15 protein-coding genes are annotated in these 18,247 nt (G+C 34.8%); 4 read left to right on the top strand and 11 right to left on the bottom strand.

Annotated elements, in window-relative coordinates:
* Window positions 1–169: 169 nt before the first annotated feature.
* Complete coding sequence (locus L7D49_RS11330) at window positions 170–454, bottom strand: hypothetical protein (RefSeq protein WP_238080955.1); 285 nt, start codon at window positions 452–454, stop codon at window positions 170–172.
* 135 nt (window positions 455–589) lie between these two features.
* Between L7D49_RS11330 and L7D49_RS11325 the strand changes: the two genes are divergently transcribed.
* Window positions 590–925, top strand: a complete 336-nt coding sequence (locus tag L7D49_RS11325; protein WP_238080954.1) for a hypothetical protein — start codon at window positions 590–592, stop codon at window positions 923–925.
* A 134-nt stretch (window positions 926–1,059) separates the two neighbouring features.
* Here the strand turns inward: L7D49_RS11325 and L7D49_RS11320 are convergent, their stop codons facing one another.
* A complete protein-coding gene (locus tag L7D49_RS11320) occupies window positions 1,060–1,533 on the bottom strand; it encodes an SMI1/KNR4 family protein (RefSeq protein ID WP_238080953.1) in 474 nt (157 codons plus the stop codon).
* A gap of 333 nt (window positions 1,534–1,866) precedes the next feature.
* Here L7D49_RS11320 and arr point away from each other — a divergent pair, with 333 nt between their 5' ends.
* Window positions 1,867–2,283, top strand: coding sequence for an NAD(+)--rifampin ADP-ribosyltransferase (gene arr, locus L7D49_RS11315; protein WP_238080952.1), 417 nt, complete (start codon window positions 1,867–1,869; stop codon window positions 2,281–2,283).
* A gap of 102 nt (window positions 2,284–2,385) precedes the next feature.
* Here the strand turns inward: arr and L7D49_RS11310 are convergent, their stop codons facing one another.
* The 7 genes from L7D49_RS11310 to L7D49_RS11280 form a co-directional block, all read right to left on the bottom strand.
* Window positions 2,386–2,994, bottom strand: coding sequence for a superoxide dismutase family protein (locus L7D49_RS11310; RefSeq protein ID WP_238080951.1), 609 nt, complete (start codon window positions 2,992–2,994; stop codon window positions 2,386–2,388).
* 1,452 nt (window positions 2,995–4,446) lie between these two features.
* Complete coding sequence (locus L7D49_RS11305; RefSeq protein WP_238080950.1) at window positions 4,447–5,016, bottom strand: hypothetical protein; 570 nt, start codon at window positions 5,014–5,016, stop codon at window positions 4,447–4,449.
* 229 nt (window positions 5,017–5,245) lie between these two features.
* Window positions 5,246–6,370 (bottom strand): hypothetical protein, encoded by a 1,125-nt coding sequence (locus tag L7D49_RS11300; RefSeq protein WP_238080949.1) that lies wholly within the window; start codon window positions 6,368–6,370, stop codon window positions 5,246–5,248.
* A 479-nt stretch (window positions 6,371–6,849) separates the two neighbouring features.
* Window positions 6,850–8,583 (bottom strand): UvrD-helicase domain-containing protein, encoded by a 1,734-nt coding sequence (locus L7D49_RS11295; RefSeq protein ID WP_238080948.1) that lies wholly within the window; start codon window positions 8,581–8,583, stop codon window positions 6,850–6,852.
* A complete protein-coding gene (locus tag L7D49_RS11290; RefSeq protein ID WP_238080947.1) occupies window positions 8,570–10,423 on the bottom strand; it encodes an AAA family ATPase in 1,854 nt (617 codons plus the stop codon). Before L7D49_RS11290 ends, L7D49_RS11295 begins: the two co-directional genes overlap by 14 nt.
* A gap of 530 nt (window positions 10,424–10,953) precedes the next feature.
* Window positions 10,954–11,910: an HNH endonuclease gene (locus tag L7D49_RS11285; protein WP_238080946.1), complete on the bottom strand. Its 957-nt coding sequence runs from the start codon at window positions 11,908–11,910 to the stop codon at window positions 10,954–10,956.
* A 67-nt stretch (window positions 11,911–11,977) separates the two neighbouring features.
* A complete protein-coding gene (locus L7D49_RS11280; RefSeq protein WP_238080945.1) occupies window positions 11,978–13,771 on the bottom strand; it encodes a hypothetical protein in 1,794 nt (597 codons plus the stop codon).
* Between the two features lie 314 nt (window positions 13,772–14,085).
* Here L7D49_RS11280 and L7D49_RS11275 point away from each other — a divergent pair, with 314 nt between their 5' ends.
* A complete protein-coding gene (locus L7D49_RS11275) occupies window positions 14,086–14,223 on the top strand; it encodes a hypothetical protein (RefSeq protein ID WP_238080944.1) in 138 nt (45 codons plus the stop codon).
* Between the two features lie 439 nt (window positions 14,224–14,662).
* On the opposite strand, the gene L7D49_RS11270 is transcribed toward L7D49_RS11275, so the two are convergent.
* Window positions 14,663–15,499: a hypothetical protein gene (locus tag L7D49_RS11270; protein WP_238080943.1), complete on the bottom strand. Its 837-nt coding sequence runs from the start codon at window positions 15,497–15,499 to the stop codon at window positions 14,663–14,665.
* The gene (locus tag L7D49_RS11265) at window positions 15,486–16,031 is read right to left on the bottom strand and encodes an RNA polymerase sigma factor (protein WP_238080942.1); all 546 of its coding nucleotides are present in this window, start codon (window positions 16,029–16,031) and stop codon (window positions 15,486–15,488) included. The genes L7D49_RS11270 and L7D49_RS11265 overlap by 14 nt, the downstream gene beginning before the upstream one ends.
* 826 nt (window positions 16,032–16,857) lie before the next feature.
* Between L7D49_RS11265 and L7D49_RS11260 the strand changes: the two genes are divergently transcribed.
* Window positions 16,858–18,212 (top strand): IS3 family transposase gene (locus L7D49_RS11260; RefSeq protein WP_238080140.1). Its coding sequence is split into 2 segments (ribosomal slippage): window positions 16,858–17,311 and window positions 17,311–18,212, totalling 1,356 coding nucleotides; the frame shifts between segments, so codons are not numbered across the junction.
* Window positions 18,213–18,247: the final 35 nt, after the last annotated feature.

Genomic DNA, 18,247 nt, shown 5'->3' with positions numbered 1-18,247 from the left:
CCCATTCAACCTCCTCATGCTACTAAACTCCTTGAAGTACTATTTAATGCCTGGTGTACTTACTAATATGTCATATAGCCAAAAAACTTTGGCATCACAAAATGAAGTTATCGGAGGGTTCAGATTAACTTTGAAAGGATGGACTTTTCCAGTACCCTCAACCTTTTTCTCATTCTTTTTTATACTCAAAAGTAATACTATGTTTTTCCAAAATTTTTCGTAACTCCTCCTCCCTTCTTTCTCGATCCTTTTTCCGAACTTCTTGCATATACTCTAAATAGTCTATCCCCGAAAGGCGTTGCTCTATTTTTGCCGCGGTTGTCTTAATATATCTATCTAAGTCGATTTCATCCTCAACCTCTTCTATATTGTCATCGAGTCGCTTTGCTTCCTCATTCGTAATCTCGCGTGGAGTATCTTCTTTGCCCTCTGACTCTTCCAAGTTGCCATTCAACCAAATCAACCTCCTTATGATACTAATGAGTCTAAATCATGATTAAATAACTGACTATGTTACGAGAAATGGAGATTTCCCTCTATTTATTCAGTATACTAGGATAAATGAAGAACTACGCTAGGAGGGGAATGGGTGGGAATAATAGTGGTGCTCACATTGTCATTTGCCTATTGGTTTTTTCAACTTCGATTGGTTTATCTTTTTTATAAATATGGAATACCAGTAGATATGTTTGCTCATTTATTTCTAACCTTAATATTTAATGGCTATTTGTTTGTTTATGTTCCTTTAAAGGGACTGTTCTTTGATGAACAACAGTTATTTGGATCAGGACTTCTTTTGGTTGTGTGGGGATTGGTTCTATTTGCATTGGCATTTTCAGTTCCTAAGAACATGCCGAAAAGGAAGAAAGGAACTTGGATAGCTTCAAATGAATGGGATTTGGGAGAGGCCAATTACTTTTGGTAAGGGAATAGTTAGAGGGCAGGTTCTAATTGTTGATTCCTGAATTGTTTTAGAACCTGTCATCTTAAATTAACATGATGTTGGTTTATCGCTAGCGATTATTAAATCAGCACTATCAAGATTTAATTACTACAGTATCAGTCTGTTAACATATTTAGAAATTCTTCAAAGCTATTACTTATAAAATCAGTTATAGGATTTAAATCTGAAGACTCTTCATGATTCCAAACGCATACAATAGGCTCTTCAACATTGCTCCGATAGTCTAAGCAAACAAAGTCACCTGCAAATAAAACAGCTATTGGTAACAGTTCAGTACCTACAAAATTTTCATCAAACACAATTCTTTCTTCTAGTTGTGTTCTAACTACTCCTATATCGTAATAGTCATCTTCTATTTCACCTGTTACTTTTAGAATACATAAAAACCTATCAATCGCGTACATATTATCCTTACACTTAAAACTCTCCTTTATTGGAGAACCACCGTTATATTTCTTTATAAATTCTTTATATTTTTCCGGTAAATTAATTCTCCACTTACCTTCCTTTTCAATAATTAAACTATCGTCCGGCAAGGGATAAATTATTGTTCCAACCTTACATTCCACTTCTATACCTCCTCAATAATATTATGTTGAATTATTCCTTTTTATTAGCCAAGTCATCTATCTTCCCTAAAAGGAGTTGTTTTTTTGCCAAGCGGGTAGTTGATGAAATATTGGTAAGATGAAACTAATATGCGTTAAATGATGTATATGAAGAAAAACAACCGGATGAAAAGGGGGTCCCCTCCATTCGGCTGTTTTTTAGTAATTCTTTCGATATTATTATCCTCTACTTATATTATAACATCTTCCAATAATTAATTATAGACTACTTTTCCACCCATCCCATCCCTTATACTGTAATTCGCAAGTAAAAAGCTTAAGGGGTGTATTTACATGGCTGACAACAAAAATATTTTAGATCCTGGACCGTTCTTTCATGGCACAAAAGCAAAGCTGGAAATTGGAGACCTTCTCGAACCTTTGCACTTCTCCAATTATCAGGATAAAAAATCTAACCATATCTATTTTACCGCAACGTTAGACGCTGCTAAATGGGGTGCTGAATTAGCTAGGTCTAATTCAAAAGAGAGAATTTATATCGTAGAACCGTTAGGTGATTTTGAAAATGATCCAAACTTAACGGACAAAAGATTTCCCGGAAACCCGAAACGATCCTATCGGTCTACATCTCCTTTGAAAATAATAGCAGAATTAGGCTCATGGGAAAGACATTCTGATGAACAAATAAACCATATGGTTACATCTTTACAAAAGTTAAGTGAAGAAGGGAAAAATGTTATATACGATTAATTCTCCTATAGTCAGAGCCGATAGATAGAAAGAAGCCAACCGCAACTTTAAACGGTTGGCTTCTTCATTTACTCTATTCGGCAGGCAGTTAACCGAACGGAATTATTCCACTACACCACAAGCGATGCGGTCTCCAGAATCGCCGGATGGCTGGGTCTTTCCATCATCTGCTTCCGCGTGAATGACAAGGGCTGTGCCGCCATCCTGAAACAGTGAGTTTTCTTCATCATTCTCCAATGTGAGATTTTTCACGGTGAACTCTTTTTTCACCGTTCCGTCTGCGCCAACTTCCAGATTCGGCATATCACCGGCATGCGGACCTTCTTTGTGATCAAATCCATGGCTGGCATCGGTAGGATTAAAGTGTCCTCCCGCGGATTCAAAGTCAGGCGCTTCACATACACCTTTTTCGTGGAAATGAAAACCATGAGTTCCTTCAGGCAAATCCTTCGCGTCCACCATGATTCGCAGCCCTTCTTCTTCCTCGCTCAACTCAGCCGTTCCGACCGACTTTCCGTCTCGATCCTTTAGATGTACAGTCACAGGCGGCACGTTACCCTCATCTGTAACATCGTCTTCAACACCATCTTCCGCCGGATCAGCTGCAGTCTCCTCATCGACCTCGCCAGCTGAGTCATCTTTTTTATCGGCGCATCCTGCAAAAACAAAAGCACATGCGAGAAGCAACATCAGCCACGTCCACTTTTTCATCACACACACTCCCTCTAGTAATAGATTGATATCCTTACAATTCACCAATTGTAGTGTTCTAAACGAATTTCATGTAAAAGAGCACTTAACGACCATACAGAATGAGATATTTTAACAAAATGGCAAGAAGGATTTCCTATAAAAATCTTTACGAAATCACTAGCAATATTTCTAGAAAAATTGTTGCAAATGAAACAAATACAAAACAAAAAACAATGCGAGAAGGACTCACATTGCTTTCTTTATCTACTATGGAGACGGTGGGAGTCGAACTCCCTTCTCAACGAAACATTATTACAGCAAGGCTCATGAAGGTTATTTACGCCTTACTTAAATTTTAGGTACTCAAAATGGTACTCATATGTCCAAAACTTACGGAGACAAGACTTTTTTATCCCTATTCTATCGTAGAGATCTTATTTTCAGTCCAGCCAATATACTGCATCCAATTCAGGATTATGATTAGGGTTGTAGAAGGTTATCTCAAGAACCCCTGTAAATTATTCTCCAATTGATTTATATATACAGGGAGCATTTCCCAATCGGACGTGTAGACTTCTTTCAGCTCTTTCAGAGCTTGCAGTCCGTTTATTTTCCATCCAACCAATAGTCCTACTGAATCAGGTGAATAAACAGCTCGTTTGTTTAAACTGTTCTACGTTAATATATTGCCGTTTTTTCAAAGAATATCACCTACACAGCCAATTAATTCATTTTAAATATGAATATCTTTTAACTTTTGTTAATTTACAATACTCCTTAAAATGTTTGGTATATATAAAGTCAATGCTTCGCATTGGTGAATTTATAATATCTGTTCATCTGTCTCCCAACTTTGGGCTAGTACGTTGGATTGGCTCCTTTTTGTATCACTAAACTTTTTGACTGAAATCGCCGTTATTTGTAAAACGGTGATATAAAATTATGGGGAGGTTGATAATAATGAAAGAACTTTTCTATTTTAATGAAACCATGCCTCATGATAAGTTTCTAAAAATGATGGAAGATTGCATGGATTTTTATGAACATACGAACCGAACAAAGTATCATATATATAAAAGTATGCACGATAAAACTCAAATGTTGCATAGTGCAACTTCTGAAGCCAAATTCTAATGACGGGGGAATTGCCCGTCTTTTTCGTATGGAGAATAAGAAAAGTATAACTACCTTTTGAGAATCAAAAGGTAGTTATACCGTAAAAAGGTAGTTATACCAGAGTAACGGGTTCGGTTGATCGGGAAAAGTGCAATAAAAAACACGAAAAAAAGCACAGAAATTTGAGCGTTTTTTTAGAGAGGTATTTTACTAAAGCACCCGTTAGCCAATCCATGCAGCAAAAAAACACTGCACCACAGAGGATGAAAATTGTTTCAGAACGGGTACACCAGGTTAACACAACATCGATTCTTAAACTAAACTGCTGCACTACCGTTTGTTCAATCAATATTTTCATTTTAAAACTGTCTCGGCTGGGGTAAATGCTTCCCATGGATTAAATTTCGTTGTTATTGATGAAATAAACCAATACTCTTTAGATGGTTCTAAATTCTTTTCCACAATTATTATCTTCTCCCCGCCTCCAAAATCTCCATATGATGCCCATAAATCGTATTTAACGGTATACCGCATTTTGGATTCGCTAAGCTTTTCTACTTTTGTAAAACGAAAGTTACTAACCGAAGGGCTTGATTGACCTGTTATCCAGTGAGTTTCCTCAAACTTACTCCTTGATTGTTTTCGAAGTGAAGGGGACAACATCACATATTGAACAGAACCGCTTCGATTATTTACGCCTAATATCCACAATTCAACGGCTTGTTTCGGTTCGTCTACCATCAAACCATACAGAAAAGATATTAATTGGCTTTCTAAAGGAGTGAGTTGTTTGCCTTCAATGATTTTTTCCTCAATGGAAGGAGTAGTATCGTTCACATTTGCATTTACTGTTCCATAATACAACCCACAAATTAGTATGCTAAATAAAACCAATAGAAGAGGTTTATCCTTATCCAATTTCATCACCCTAAATTATATTTAGGTTTTGTTTGTCCTCTTCAGTTACAATCATCCCTTATTCAACTAAACTCCCTCTATAAACATTGAAGTATGAACGGTTTACATCACTTCGTGATGTGAGGAAAATTATTCTTTTGCTGCCCCTTTAGTTTAATAAGATAAAAGAGCTGCCTATGGCAACCCCATGATCTTTAGCTAAAGTACCCGTTAGTGGTTCAACTAATGTAGTTTGTTATAACGATTCAACTATAGCAATTACTTTCTCGAACTCTAAAATCATTTTATTAGTGTCTGCAGGTGTTGGTTCAAATACCGAATGGGCTATTGAATGCCTATATTTTTTTCTATAAAATTGAACTGTTCTCCATTCGTCCGGATAATTAGTTACTAACGATACACCTGTTGCATTTTTCAGATTTTTATCGCATCTTTCTCTGAAGTTCATCTTAGTTTTATCTAATAACCTGTCAATACTTCGCTCAGTCTTACCTTTAGCCAGAAGTTTATTTCTAATTTTTCTTTCTACTGAATATTCAAGTACAGCTGAAATATTAATAATCGCGGATCTTGTCTCACTCTTCTCTAATAGATTCTTAGCGACCAATATTAAAGATTGGAGGGGATCGATTTCTGTTCCAGCGCGCAAGTTGTTTTGAAACTCTGTTAATTCGTCTTGGGTGTTATCAGATAACCAGGGCTTATTCATCATAGGAGGTAATTTCTCTATTCTTTTGAAATCATCCCATTGAACGTTATCAACAAATCGAGTTATCTGGACACCTCGTAATGTGTGATAAGAGCATTTTTCAACAAAATAATCATTTCTGAAAACTGAATATGCTTTTATTAACTGATTAATTGCTTCTAAAAACAAATCTGCATTGGTTAATCTAGAAAGCTCTTTATTTATAAGGAACGAGTAGCTTAATTCTACTTTTTCCTCCTCAGTGAAAGTTGAATACAATTTTTGTGTAGTAGCCTCTAGGTCATCTTCGTAATCAATTTTATTCATCAGAATACTAGTCGTTAATTCACTTAGTCTTTTTTCCTCACTTACACTATCTAACTCTTGTTTAGTATAAATTTTGCTTTCTTTTAAATCCCAACTAATATGAGTACGTAATTTCTCTCTGTAGTTATTTTGTTCTTTTTCACTTAATGTAGAAATTTCATCTTCTTCTACTTCCATGTATGCTTCTTTCCCTCGGTAGGTTGTCATTACTTTATATTTTGTATTACTAATTTGCAAACCAACCTGATAACTATTTCCCCCAAATTCAACTCTTGTATCATAGGTGTCATTTGGTAGATTTAATATAAAAGGTAACTCCACTGAATGCACTACTTTTAATTCCATTGGATGTCCTCCAGCAATAGATTTTTACCAATCTTTATAAATAACATTAACATAAATACCTAATTTTGGGTAGTCCATCCTTGTTGCAAGACATTATTCATCTTCAACTAAACTGCCGCGTTACCTTCTGTACAATGGTATAGATGGCAGTGATGTTCTTCATTTTGATAACCGATAAGCCCGTTTATCAATAAATTTTGTTCCAATGGGAGAAGTTTTATAGAGGCGGTATGGAAGATATCTAGATGACCGATGAAGACGAACGTTTAATGATCATTTGAATTGTTCCTCGTTTTCATTAATGGTGTAAATACTTCTTTTTGAATAAAGCATTATTCATCACTCATTGTTGTATAAGTAATTTTAGTACACACGTTCGATTTCGAGACAAATAAATAAGCGGATTATTAACTAACCCGCTTTTTATTGTTCGATGTTCCCCACGCGATGAACCGGATTACTCGTTACTTTAATAGTGCTTATTCTATAGTAAACTGATACTCTTCGATTGAACCTGAAATAAATGGTGAGGGTTTTTTATCAAATTCATAATACCTTTGTGCATTTGATGAATAAAATCGCTTTATAGAGTTTGAAATTAGAAATACATACTCTTTAGCCCTTGTTAGGGCTATGTAATGCAGATTTTCATCTTCTCGTAGTTTTACAGGTTCACCCACTGAACGAAAATCCGGGAACGTATCTTCAAATAAGTCTAAGTGTAAAACAACATCAAATTCTAACCCTTTAGAACTGTGAATAGTTAATAATTGAATCTCATCTTCCTTAAATGGCTTAAAATTTTCAAGTAACATTGGATTGTTTAACAATTGTTCACAAGCTGCTTTGGTGAGTTCGCTTATTTCATAATCAGGATAAATATTTCGAACTATTTCACTAAAAATACTAATTACTCTTTCGCTTTTATTAACATCAGTAGCTTCGTTTTGACATTCTAGTTTAAACTTTTTTATTAGATCCTTAACAGCATCTATATTTTTTCTTATTCCTCGTACACGGGAATCAAAATAACTCTCAATAAAATCCTTAGCGGTATACTCTTTCTGATTAAATGATAAAATGAACAATAGTCGCAGCATATTCCCACCAATACTTCTGTCGTCATTTAAGAGTAATTTGTACTGTAATCGATGTGGAATTGTTAATACGTCTGATATCATTTCCAATGTTTCATTTGTTCTTCCTAGCAATGCAATCTCAAACTTCTTTTTAACACCTGTTATTTCAATGATCTTTTCAATGGATTCGTTCAACCAATATCCAATTTGATATTGCGTTCCTGTCAATGAGACCCTAGCGATTCTACTATCACCTTCAGGAACAGAAGTAAGGTCCATACCTCTTTGAAGACATAAAAAAAGGTCTGCGTAATTTTGAATAAAGTGATGACACCGATGATTAATATTCATATCAAATTTCTCGAAATTAGCCATTGTTGTTAGTTGTTCCATATACTCAGGACTACCAGATTTAAACGAGTATATGGATTGATTAAAATCACCAACTGCCCAGCTGATTATCCCAATCTCTGATAACCGTTTAAATAGGCTAAATTGCTCGAAATCCGAATCCTGAAATTCGTCAATAAATACATATCGATACTTTGCTTTTAGATATTTAGCACATGTTTCAGAACTCAAAAGTATTAAATTCGCCATGCTACCAATTAAATGTAAATCAAAGTAACCCGAAAGAAACCGTTCTTCCAAATATACTCTATAAGAAGGATCTAATTCTTCATATACACAAATTCCTTGGTCATATAATTGTTGAATGGGGTAGTGCGAATATTTTTCAATAATCGATTTTATTTCGTTTTTTATAGAAATTATAAGTCGTTCTTGTTCTTCGTCCCGGACTTTTTCAACTAAGACTTGTCCTAAGCTTGTTCCCATCAGTCTCTTACCAAAAGACAAAACGATTTCCGAACTGCAAAAACTATCGATTGTACTAAAAAAAGATTGCTTTGTATCATTACATAATAATTTTGCTCTCTTTTCTAATTCTTTACTAGCTTTATTAGTATAAGAAATAGCAATGACTCCTTGGTATTCTCTACAATCCAATATAACTTGTTGAATCTTTTTAGCAAGTGTCCAGGTCTTTCCACTTCCAGGTCCAGCAATAATTACTGCGTTATTACTCCATCCTAGTATGGTACTTTGTTGAGGTGTCGGATCAAAGTTCACCATGATTACCAACCCTCATTTGCTGTACAATGGTTTGAACTGCATACAATGGTCCCGCTAAAGGATCATCCTTCAAAGAACTTAAAAAGCCTCTATTTTTTTCTAAAAAGTAATACATAAATGTAGATTTTTTACTTTTCATTTCTGATACCATATCTTGAATCACTAAAGTTTCTTCATCCTCTTGTCTAGGTGAAAAATACTGATTTATTGACTCTTGGACAGTTTTATTTGAATGATAAATATCTTCTTCTAATCCTTCTTTTGCTAAAAACAAACCGTAATTACTTAGTGGTTGGTAAAATAAATCGTACATTTCCTGCCTATGAGAATTACTTGCACCAGAGTTTTCCGTGAGTTTTTCTTTGTTCTCAAAAATCAATTCTTCAAGATTTAAAAGCTGTTCTCCAATTGGCACTTTACTAGAACATTTTGTAGAATAAATAGTGATTAATCTTCTTATTCCAGTTAGATAATATGCTTCTTTTAACTGTTGCTTTGGTCGATTGTACTTTTGATAATCATTATCCGTTCTCATTACCCAAGGTATACCCAGTGCATTTAATAAATCAATATATCTTGTGAAACCGACACCTTCAACAGATAAAACACTTATATTTAACTTGTCCAAATCTATTCCTATTTCATGAGCTAAACTCTTATAAAAAACAATTTCAGAAGTCCCCTCTACCAGAAGTACACAGTCACTAAAATATACCTCTGCAATAAGAGGACTTAAACGATATTCCATCGCTCTAATATGGTCTCCCAATTCCTTCGATACTCCATTTTGATTACAAACTGTAGCTGGAGAACCTTGCTTCGTATGCAACCTTATAATTGAATTAGGTTGAAATTCACACGCAATATAAGGAGAATGAGTTGTTAAGATCACCTGCGTTGGTAATACTTTAACTAGATATTCCGCCAATTTTCTTTGTTGATGTGGATGAAGATGTGCTTCTGATTCTTCAATACAGAAAATAGAAACTTCATCAGGTTGTCCATCCTTAATAGAAATTTGATTTAAAGCAGACCAAAGAGCAATAAAAGCCTGGTTCTTTCTTCCTTCACCACCCAATTGAATAGTGTGTTCTCCAATACTAGATAGAAGATTGATTTTTCTAAATAAATCATCATTTGATGGTAAATCGACACCTAACTTCAATTTCTGTTCTTGATGGTGTTCTGACAAGTCTCTTAATTGGTTATTAAGAGTTTCTCCAGCTTTTCCAATAAAGGATAATGTATTCAATTCATTTTCTATAACTTTTATACGACCACTTAAATCTTCAAACCTTGCGTTATCTGACTGTTCTTCCTCTTCCGACCTAGCATCTTGCAAATATTCTAAGAGCTTATTTTTTTGACTCTTTAAATATTGGTCTATTTGTCGAGTGGCACTAATGTATCTCATGTTCAATGCTCTTAAATAAAACCTACTTGTAACTAGTTGTAGTTCTTCAGGAGATGTCCCTACAAATAGCTTATAATCTTTCGTGCCACCTATCCTAGTTCGTGTAGCTGTATACCTAATGTAGACTTCGTCTTCATCGCTGATAAGTTCCCTAAAACATGACAAAATACACTCTTCAACAGCTTCGACAAAGTGAAGAGTGATAGAAAATTCCTTGGTTTCTGTACCTGAATGAATGCAAAAATCTTCATCAAGCGGTTCTAAGTCGTTTTCAGATAATGATTTATCTAAGAGCAGTCGTAAGGCATATAAAACATTAGTTTTACCAATATCATTTGCTCCGATAATTAGTGTCTTTTCATCAAAACTTATTTTAGCATCGATAAAACTTCGGTAGTTTTTCAGCTCAATATAATTTAATCGCATTTAAAGTCCTCCAATTATAAGACAATAATTTTTAATGTAGTCATATTTAAGTATCTGATTTATCTAATAATCTCATCACCAAAGATGAACCATAATAAAGCGATACGACTAAAACGTCCATTACCAAAACCAGACAAAGTTTTTATTTTCCATATCTATTAATGGATATAGAACAATTAGTATTACGCCAAATGCGAGTGTAATTACAACCGAAAGTCATCCTGATAGTATCTCAAAAACCATATAATGCCCCCTTATCTATAGTAACATTCTAACATTATTTTCTAATTAATTATTGAACTATTCTGCCCCCCCCTTAAACAAGAAAAAAGAGCCGTCTAAGCAGCTCACTGATTTTCAAGTAAAGCACCCGTTAGGAGTGCTTTCAAGTATGCTTTTAATAGCCGTCTCCATCCGTTCGTATGGACGACGAATTCTTTTGTTCTTTCGCTAAGTCCACTAAAAGAGTGAATGATTTTTGGAATTTCTTCCAACCTATTCACAGAACCTTCGTTAAATTAATATTCATTTTATCCCCGTGCCAGATTATTTTGAATATCAATGAATTTCTCCCAAGTATATTCTAAATAAATCAACTCAAACTTATGACCGTCTCGGGTCACAATCTTTTTTCCATGATAAGGGTGATCTTCATCGACACAGTGTAGAATAATTGTTCCTGGATGAATTGCAAAATAAAGGTTATCGAATTGTGAATGGCAATTTGGGCATAAGACGATCATATTACCCCAAGCATCGTCTCCTTTATGTGTTTTATTATAAGGTCGAATGTGATGTACTTCGGATATTAATCCACGAGGAGATTTAAGTTTAATAGTACATATTTGACATTCGTTTTCATAAAGCTCCTTAAGTTTTTTTGTAAGAGCGGTATCCCTAACCAAACGTGAAATCATAATTTCCTTTTCACTGTGATTTTTAGTATTGAATGTATCGAAATTTTCCACATCAACAATCGAAATATCGTTTTCTGACTTATAGGTTAATTTGACTCTACTCTGTTCTCTCAAATAAAATCTTTTTTCGAGTTCATAAATCGAACGTATTGAGGCGGTTGTCATACGCAGAAGCCTTTCCTCTTTTCGAAAGGAGAAAGTATCGAATACTAATTCAACTGATTCTTCTCCTAACATTCGAAAGAAACCCTTCATATGTATATCCCGTACACTTTCCTGAAACAAATTTTGAAGTGCAGTCTTCCCACATTTATCATACTCAATTAAAAATTCTTGCTTGGTTATATTAAGCCGCTTTATTTTATCCTTTCTATATTTTCTAAGCACGGCACCTTGGTATAACTTAGGATACCTTTCTTTTTGCGAACTATCTTTACCCCAATATTCATTGATAAAAAGTTGATATTCCTGTTCTGAATCAAGAATTACATATGCATCATGGTAAATACTGTTTAATGAATTTCTATTGTCATACCCAAAAATTTTTTCTATAAATTCTTCTCTAAGCATGAAGAACCTCCTTTCCAAAAGAAAAAGTAATCTGCAAAATTTGGTCTTATTAATACTTCCTTGTATTCTATACTTCATCGACTAATTGCTGGTACAAAGTATAAATTGGAAAAGTTAAGAAATCTTCTGTTTGCTTCGAATTCAATTTATTAAAATAATATTTGGATTCCAATACATTTTGTAATAATACATTACAGCATAGTCGAAGCATTATATCTTCAACGTTTTCTGGATTTTCTTTAATTTCCACAATGTGTTGAAGCTTATTTTCTGATAGCACCTTATCCTTCCTGTACAGTGTCTGATAGTAGTTGATAGCAGCAATTGAATAATCGCCTTCCGAAATCTTATTGGCTAGAAGGTGATCATAAATCGTTTCAACAAGATAAAGATAATCTACCAGCTTAGTCTTATCGTAAGCATTTAGACATTCTAAACAAAATTGGTTTGTTTTTTGGTATGTAAATTTATTATAGACATGTGAATCGGGTTTAAATGAATCCTTTACTAATTCTAAAGTTACATTTGCTGCAGTTAACAACCCCTCCGGATCAACTAATAGAAACGGACTGATTTTGAACTGTTCTAAACTTTCGTCAAATCTCAAAGAAATCTCCTTATCCTTAAAGCTTTCTCCTGCAACACTCTGTAATTTTTCCACTTCATTTGGAGAATAGAACGTGAGAATATGATCCTCACCCAAACGAATATATAACATACCTATATCAGAAGGGTAATTCTTTATTACGGAATCATAGTTTCCATCAATAAAAGCTTCTGTTAGGCTTTGTAGGTAATCATTCAAATTTTCATAAGTACCTTTTGAAACATAATCATGTGGGATACCTATCTTGTCATAGACTCTCGTCATATTTCTTAACCACGTTATTCCTTCTTCTATTTCAGCATAATCACCATCGTCCCACTTTAAATCAGTGATTTCAATAGATCCATCAAACATTGAAACTGATTTATCTTGTTCAATCTTTTCTAAAAGCGATAAAACCTTCTGGTAAGACTCTAATGTATAAAAATTTAATAATTTAAATCTTACCGATTTTGTTTTACGATTATGAGAAATTAAAAACGAATGTTCAAGTATAATTTCATCCGTTTCTCTCAACTCAGAAAGTTTATAATGATATGGGGTTAAAACTCCGTTAATTTCTATATATGTTGTACCCTCATTAGCAAATTCCTCGAATTTCATAAGACCAATGGGAAACTCTATACCATCATCAACCCCGTAAAAATACATTTCATGATTTACAAAGGTACTTTGTTCCTTAGATGGTGCAAATGAAATTCTGGATACTGTAAATTTCTCGTATTTACGTGAATGAAAAGAATGCTTTCCGATATGTCCTACAGGCTGTCTTCTTTGTTCTTTCAGAAAGTGATTGCAAATAGCAGTAAGTGTTTTCAGGTCTTTGACATGGTTCAAATTAATGGTTGTTGTTTGTTGTTGACCATAACCATCTATTAATGCCTTCAAATCTAATGGTAACAAAATTTTTGCAAAGACCTCAACATTCCCATTTTCCATGACTTCGCAGACAAAAAATATTACTCCTCCTTCGTTATAATAGTTTCTCAAATCGTCAAGCTCTAATTTAGAATATTTTGTTTGTAAGGAAGAGAATTTTTCAACAGCCTTCCCTTTTACTTGAACAGGAACTCTTCCTAATAAAGAAGATTTTTTTAAGGAATTATCTTTGTAAACTGAAATGTGACCATCAAATGATACCCCCTTATCACCAATAGGGATGGATGGCTCTAATAATGTACCTGGTTGCATTGCTAATGTCACAATTCTTGTCACAGCTAGTGCTTCAAGTGCGTTTGGATGTATGTTTACCACATTGCACATCTCCTTCTTAGTTCAAACCTAATGGGTTTACCACCATGAAAAACCAACGGGATGCTATTTATGTCTAATATATATCCAGTTCTGAAGGTGAGTTAAGTCTTAATTCATGATGTTCTTGAGACATAACACTTCCCACCTTGGGACAATTGAAAGATCTTTCATAAACATTAGGCATCACAGTTTTCGACATTCGAACTCTCTCTTTTCCACTATTATACAATACCATGAATCTAATTTCCCGAATAATAGTAACTGTTATGATGATTGGTAGTTATACTATCCTTATTAAAGAAGTACAGGACCGGTTGGGTCACAAAGATGTACAGACAACATTGAGCATCTATGCACATTTATCCAAAGACGCAAAAGATGGTGTCGTCGATAAGTTTACGAACTATCTTATTATGCAACAGAAAACGGGTACTGACTTAGGTACTGAGTAATTTAAATCCACTGAAACCTAATGACACTGCAAAAAAGAAAAAGCCTTGATAATCAAGGCTTTTTCATCTCATTGAAACTCATTAAAATTGCAAAATGGAGACGGTGGGAGTCGAACCCGATACGCATGAAAGTGCTGTAAGGCCAATGATTCTTAGAGTTAACAGTAGTTAATGCATAAGTTTGACTACGTTTTTGACTAGGTTTGGCCAATTTACGTTGCGGGGGCAGTTTTTAGTTGAGTTATAAGTTCACTTTTCTTCAAATACCTCACCAAACTTCAATCTTTTTCAAGAAAAGTGCCCGTTTCTAGAGATCAATTATTAACCTTATGAAAAAATCATTGCCCTTTCTGTACAATGCGCCTTCTCCCATTGCAGCTAAAAATACTCATTGCCACTTGGTATTGGTTGTATTGCGGCCGTGTTGCACATGGCAAACTCAGTTAATAGACATTTCCATATGAATATTATAAGCCTCTGCAAGTTTTAATAACTCTTCCTTAGATTGATTTCCCATTAAATTCAACATAATGACTTTTTGATCATCGATTTGATAATTAAGTACTAATGTATTCACCTTATCGCCTTCTTTATTCAGCTTATCACCTTCTATAAACATTGCCATCTTGTTTTCACTCATCTCAACAATTTCCCAATCACCCACAAATGTAGTCGGCATACTCTCAATATTTCCAATCAAATAGTCAGTTGTTGTTTGATCTAAAAATTGTGTGACGACAGCCCACTGATTTTCCGTTTCATAAAAATCGTGAAAAGCCTGCTTGTAGCCACCAACCTTTTCCCTGTCATCGTCCTCTAGTATAACAACTTCATTAATTGTTCCTAAAGACATTGTTGGTGTTAATGCTACTTCAGGTCTTAAAATTGAAAATTGAAATTCCTTTTGAGCATCCTTCAAAGAAAATGTAACATCCGATTTGATTATATAATCGACAATTTCTTTGTAGATAGGACTGTGCCCGGATAAAAGTTCCTTTTCTATACTTGCATTTTCACCAGTATCATTAGCTTTTGTCAAAGTAATCTTTATTCCATTCCACTCAAGCGGTCCGATCGCAGCACTAACAGGTACCATTACCAAAAGTAATAGTGCAGCAGTTATGATATATGATAATTTTGGACGGATATAAGCCTTTTTGTTCTTACTTTTTTTATACGAGTACCTATTCCATACTTGTTCGAAACCAACCGTTGGATTGAAATTCTCAACTGTTTTGTACAGATGGTTTTTAACGTCTTGATTAAATTTCTCCATGAATTTCTCCTCCTCGTTTAAGGTTTAATTTATTTTCTGGCAGCTGGCAACGCAACTGTTTTATAGCTCTATTTATTCTTGATTTACAAGTGCCTATAGGGATATCCAGTATTAATGAAACTTCACTTATCTTTAGTTCCGCAAAATAATAAAGAACGATTACTTCTCTGCTTTTAGCTGGCAAATTTGCAACTTCATTGTATATCTCCCGGTTTTGTTCTCCTCGTAAAATCGTAGTTTCAACCGTATTTTCAATCGTGGATATATCAGGAATCACCCCAATAAATTTAAGCCATTTTTGCTTACGATACATATTACGGAACGTGTTGACAGTGATTTTATAAATCCAGGGCTTTATAGGTCGTGTTGGATCAAATAAATGGTATTTCTCAAATGCTTTAATGAATGTTTCTTGTGTTATATCATCTGCCAGTGCTTCAGATTTCGTAAGCAATAATGCTGTCCTATATACATAAGGAGAATATTCATTGAATATCCTTTCTGCCTCATCCTTGGTTATTTCTGTTGCCAAATTAACTCCCCCCTTTTTTAGTAACTTCACACTATATACACCTTCAAACCAAAAAAGGTTCGTTCTTTTTTTCTTTCTCCTTTAAACAAAACAAACCTTCCGACAATACCAGGAAGGTTTTAGGCAATTTTTATGACATAATAGTCGATTATTTAAAGCTGTATCTCGGCTTTAAATTGGCTAATCCACTACTAGCCTAATCACTTTCCTTATGAGGGGAAACTAATATACTAAGTCCACGTTCCTCCCCATAATCCCACATTTTAACCCAAGGATAGGTACCGTTAGGGAGATAAAAAGTGCGAACTTCTAACGGTTTAATTATCGACATATCGCATTCTGTCCCGTGTTCCTTTGTTGCTGGATGGATACCTATCTCTCTACCAGTGTCATTACAGTATACAAATTTCAAAATATATCACTCCTTAGCGCATTAATTTAACATTCTACAACGAATCATTAAATCCCTTGTACAAATGGAGTATCCTTATGTACGGATACTCTTTAACAATTTTTGGTTTATCATTTCAACAGCAGGAAATCCTCAGGTTTGAGATAACCCAATAAAACATCGGTCACTTGAGCAAAGTGAACTGTATCTCGTTTACCAAATAACTCATATTGAAATGGGGTGACGTATGCAAAAGAAGAATCTATATTGAAGTTTGCCAACTACATTGAGATGAAGATAAATGACTACGCTTTGACTACGTTCCATTGATACTACATGAAATCAGATGAAACAGGGTAATAGAAAAAAACCTTGAATATTGAACTGCACCCCAATTGTTAGACACCATCTAATAATTGGAGGTGCAGTTTTTCTATGGCTAAATTTACTGTAGAAGATAAGTTACATGCAGTTAATCGTTATTTAAATGGCAGGGAAAGTTCACATGAAATAGCCAAGTCTTTGCAGACAGATAATAAAGCAATCCTTAAGTGGGTCAAACAATACGAATATCATGGTGCCGAAGCTTTTATTAAGTCTTGTACAACTTACACACAACAGTTTAAACTGGACGTACTCAATTACATGATTGAACAGGGCACATCCTTAAATGAAACTGCGGCTATTTTTAAGATCCCTTCCCCTTCTACAATTTTAGTTTGGAGGAAACAGTTGGAGACACAAGGAGTGGATGCCCTTCAATCAAAGAAAAAGGGGCGTCCATCCGTGAAAAAGGAATCCAATCAACAACATAAACCTGCACCGGTTAAAGGGTCTACTGAGGCGCTTGAAGCTCGTATTAAACAACTAGAAATGGAAAACACGTATTTAAAAAAGTTGAATGCCTTAGTTCAAAACAAGGAAAAATCACCAAAAAAGACAAAGCGCAAGTAGTCTTTGAACTAAGGCATGCATATCCGGTAAAGTTACTCGTGAAGCTCGCTGGTATTCCACGGAGTACGTATTATCATTTGGTGGCACGTCTGAATCAGCCAGATCCAGACGCAGATATAAAGGCAGAAATTAAGTCGATTTATGAAGAACACGAAGGACGTTATGGCTATCGTCGTATCCGTGATGAGCTTGCCAATCGTGGACGAAAGGTGAATCATAAGAAGGTTCAGCGCATCATGAGAGAGTTAGGTTTAAAGTGCTTGGTCCGTATGAAAAAATATAAATCTTATAAAGGGACGGTTGGTAAAATCGCGCCTAATAATTTAGAACGCAACTTTACTGCAGATGCCCCAAACGAAAAATGGGTCACCGACATTACGGAATTTAAGCTGTTTGGGGAAAAACTTTATTTATCACCTGTATTGGATTTGTTTAACGGTGAGATCATTACCTATACCATTGGTTCAAGACCAACGTATTCACTTGTTTCCGATATGTTGGAGAAGGCTTTGGAACGCTTGCCGGAGGACCACCAGCTACTAATGCATTCGGATCAAGGTTGGCATTATCAAATGAAGCAATATCGTCACGCACTTGAGTCTAGGGGGATTGTGCAAAGTATGTCCCGCAAGGGAAACTGTTACGACAATTCTGTGATGGAAAATTTCTTTGGCATTATGAAATCCGAGTTCCTCTATTTAAAGGAATTTGAAAGTGTAGAACATTTCAAAATAGAACTGGAAAGATACATCAATTACTATAATACAAAACGGTTGAAGGCAAAATTAAAAATGAGTCCGGTGCAATACCGAACTCATTTTACCCAAGCTGCCTGAAGTAATACCGTGTCTAACTTTTAGGGGTCACTTCA

This window comes from Sporosarcina cyprini, from assembly GCF_022048975.1.
GTDB lineage: Bacteria > Bacillota > Bacilli > Bacillales_A > Planococcaceae > Sporosarcina > Sporosarcina cyprini.
Note: the sequence above shows the minus strand (reverse complement) of the source record. Positions and strands in the feature narration are given on the sequence as shown.

Coding starts and splice junctions, on each gene's coding strand:
- L7D49_RS11270 (WP_238080943.1), bottom strand. CDS start 15,499: ATGGAGAAATTTAATCAAGACGTTAAAAACCATCTGTACAAAACAGTT.
- L7D49_RS11290 (WP_238080947.1), bottom strand. CDS start 10,423: ATGCGATTAAATTATATTGAGCTGAAAAACTACCGAAGTTTTATCGAT.
- L7D49_RS11300 (WP_238080949.1), bottom strand. CDS start 6,370: ATGGAATTAAAAGTAGTGCATTCAGTGGAGTTACCTTTTATATTAAAT.
- L7D49_RS11295 (WP_238080948.1), bottom strand. CDS start 8,583: ATGGTGAACTTTGATCCGACACCTCAACAAAGTACCATACTAGGATGG.
- L7D49_RS11310 (WP_238080951.1), bottom strand. CDS start 2,994: ATGAAAAAGTGGACGTGGCTGATGTTGCTTCTCGCATGTGCTTTTGTT.
- L7D49_RS11305 (WP_238080950.1), bottom strand. CDS start 5,016: ATGAAATTGGATAAGGATAAACCTCTTCTATTGGTTTTATTTAGCATA.
- L7D49_RS11285 (WP_238080946.1), bottom strand. CDS start 11,910: ATGCTTAGAGAAGAATTTATAGAAAAAATTTTTGGGTATGACAATAGA.
- arr (WP_238080952.1), top strand. CDS start 1,867: ATGGCTGACAACAAAAATATTTTAGATCCTGGACCGTTCTTTCATGGC.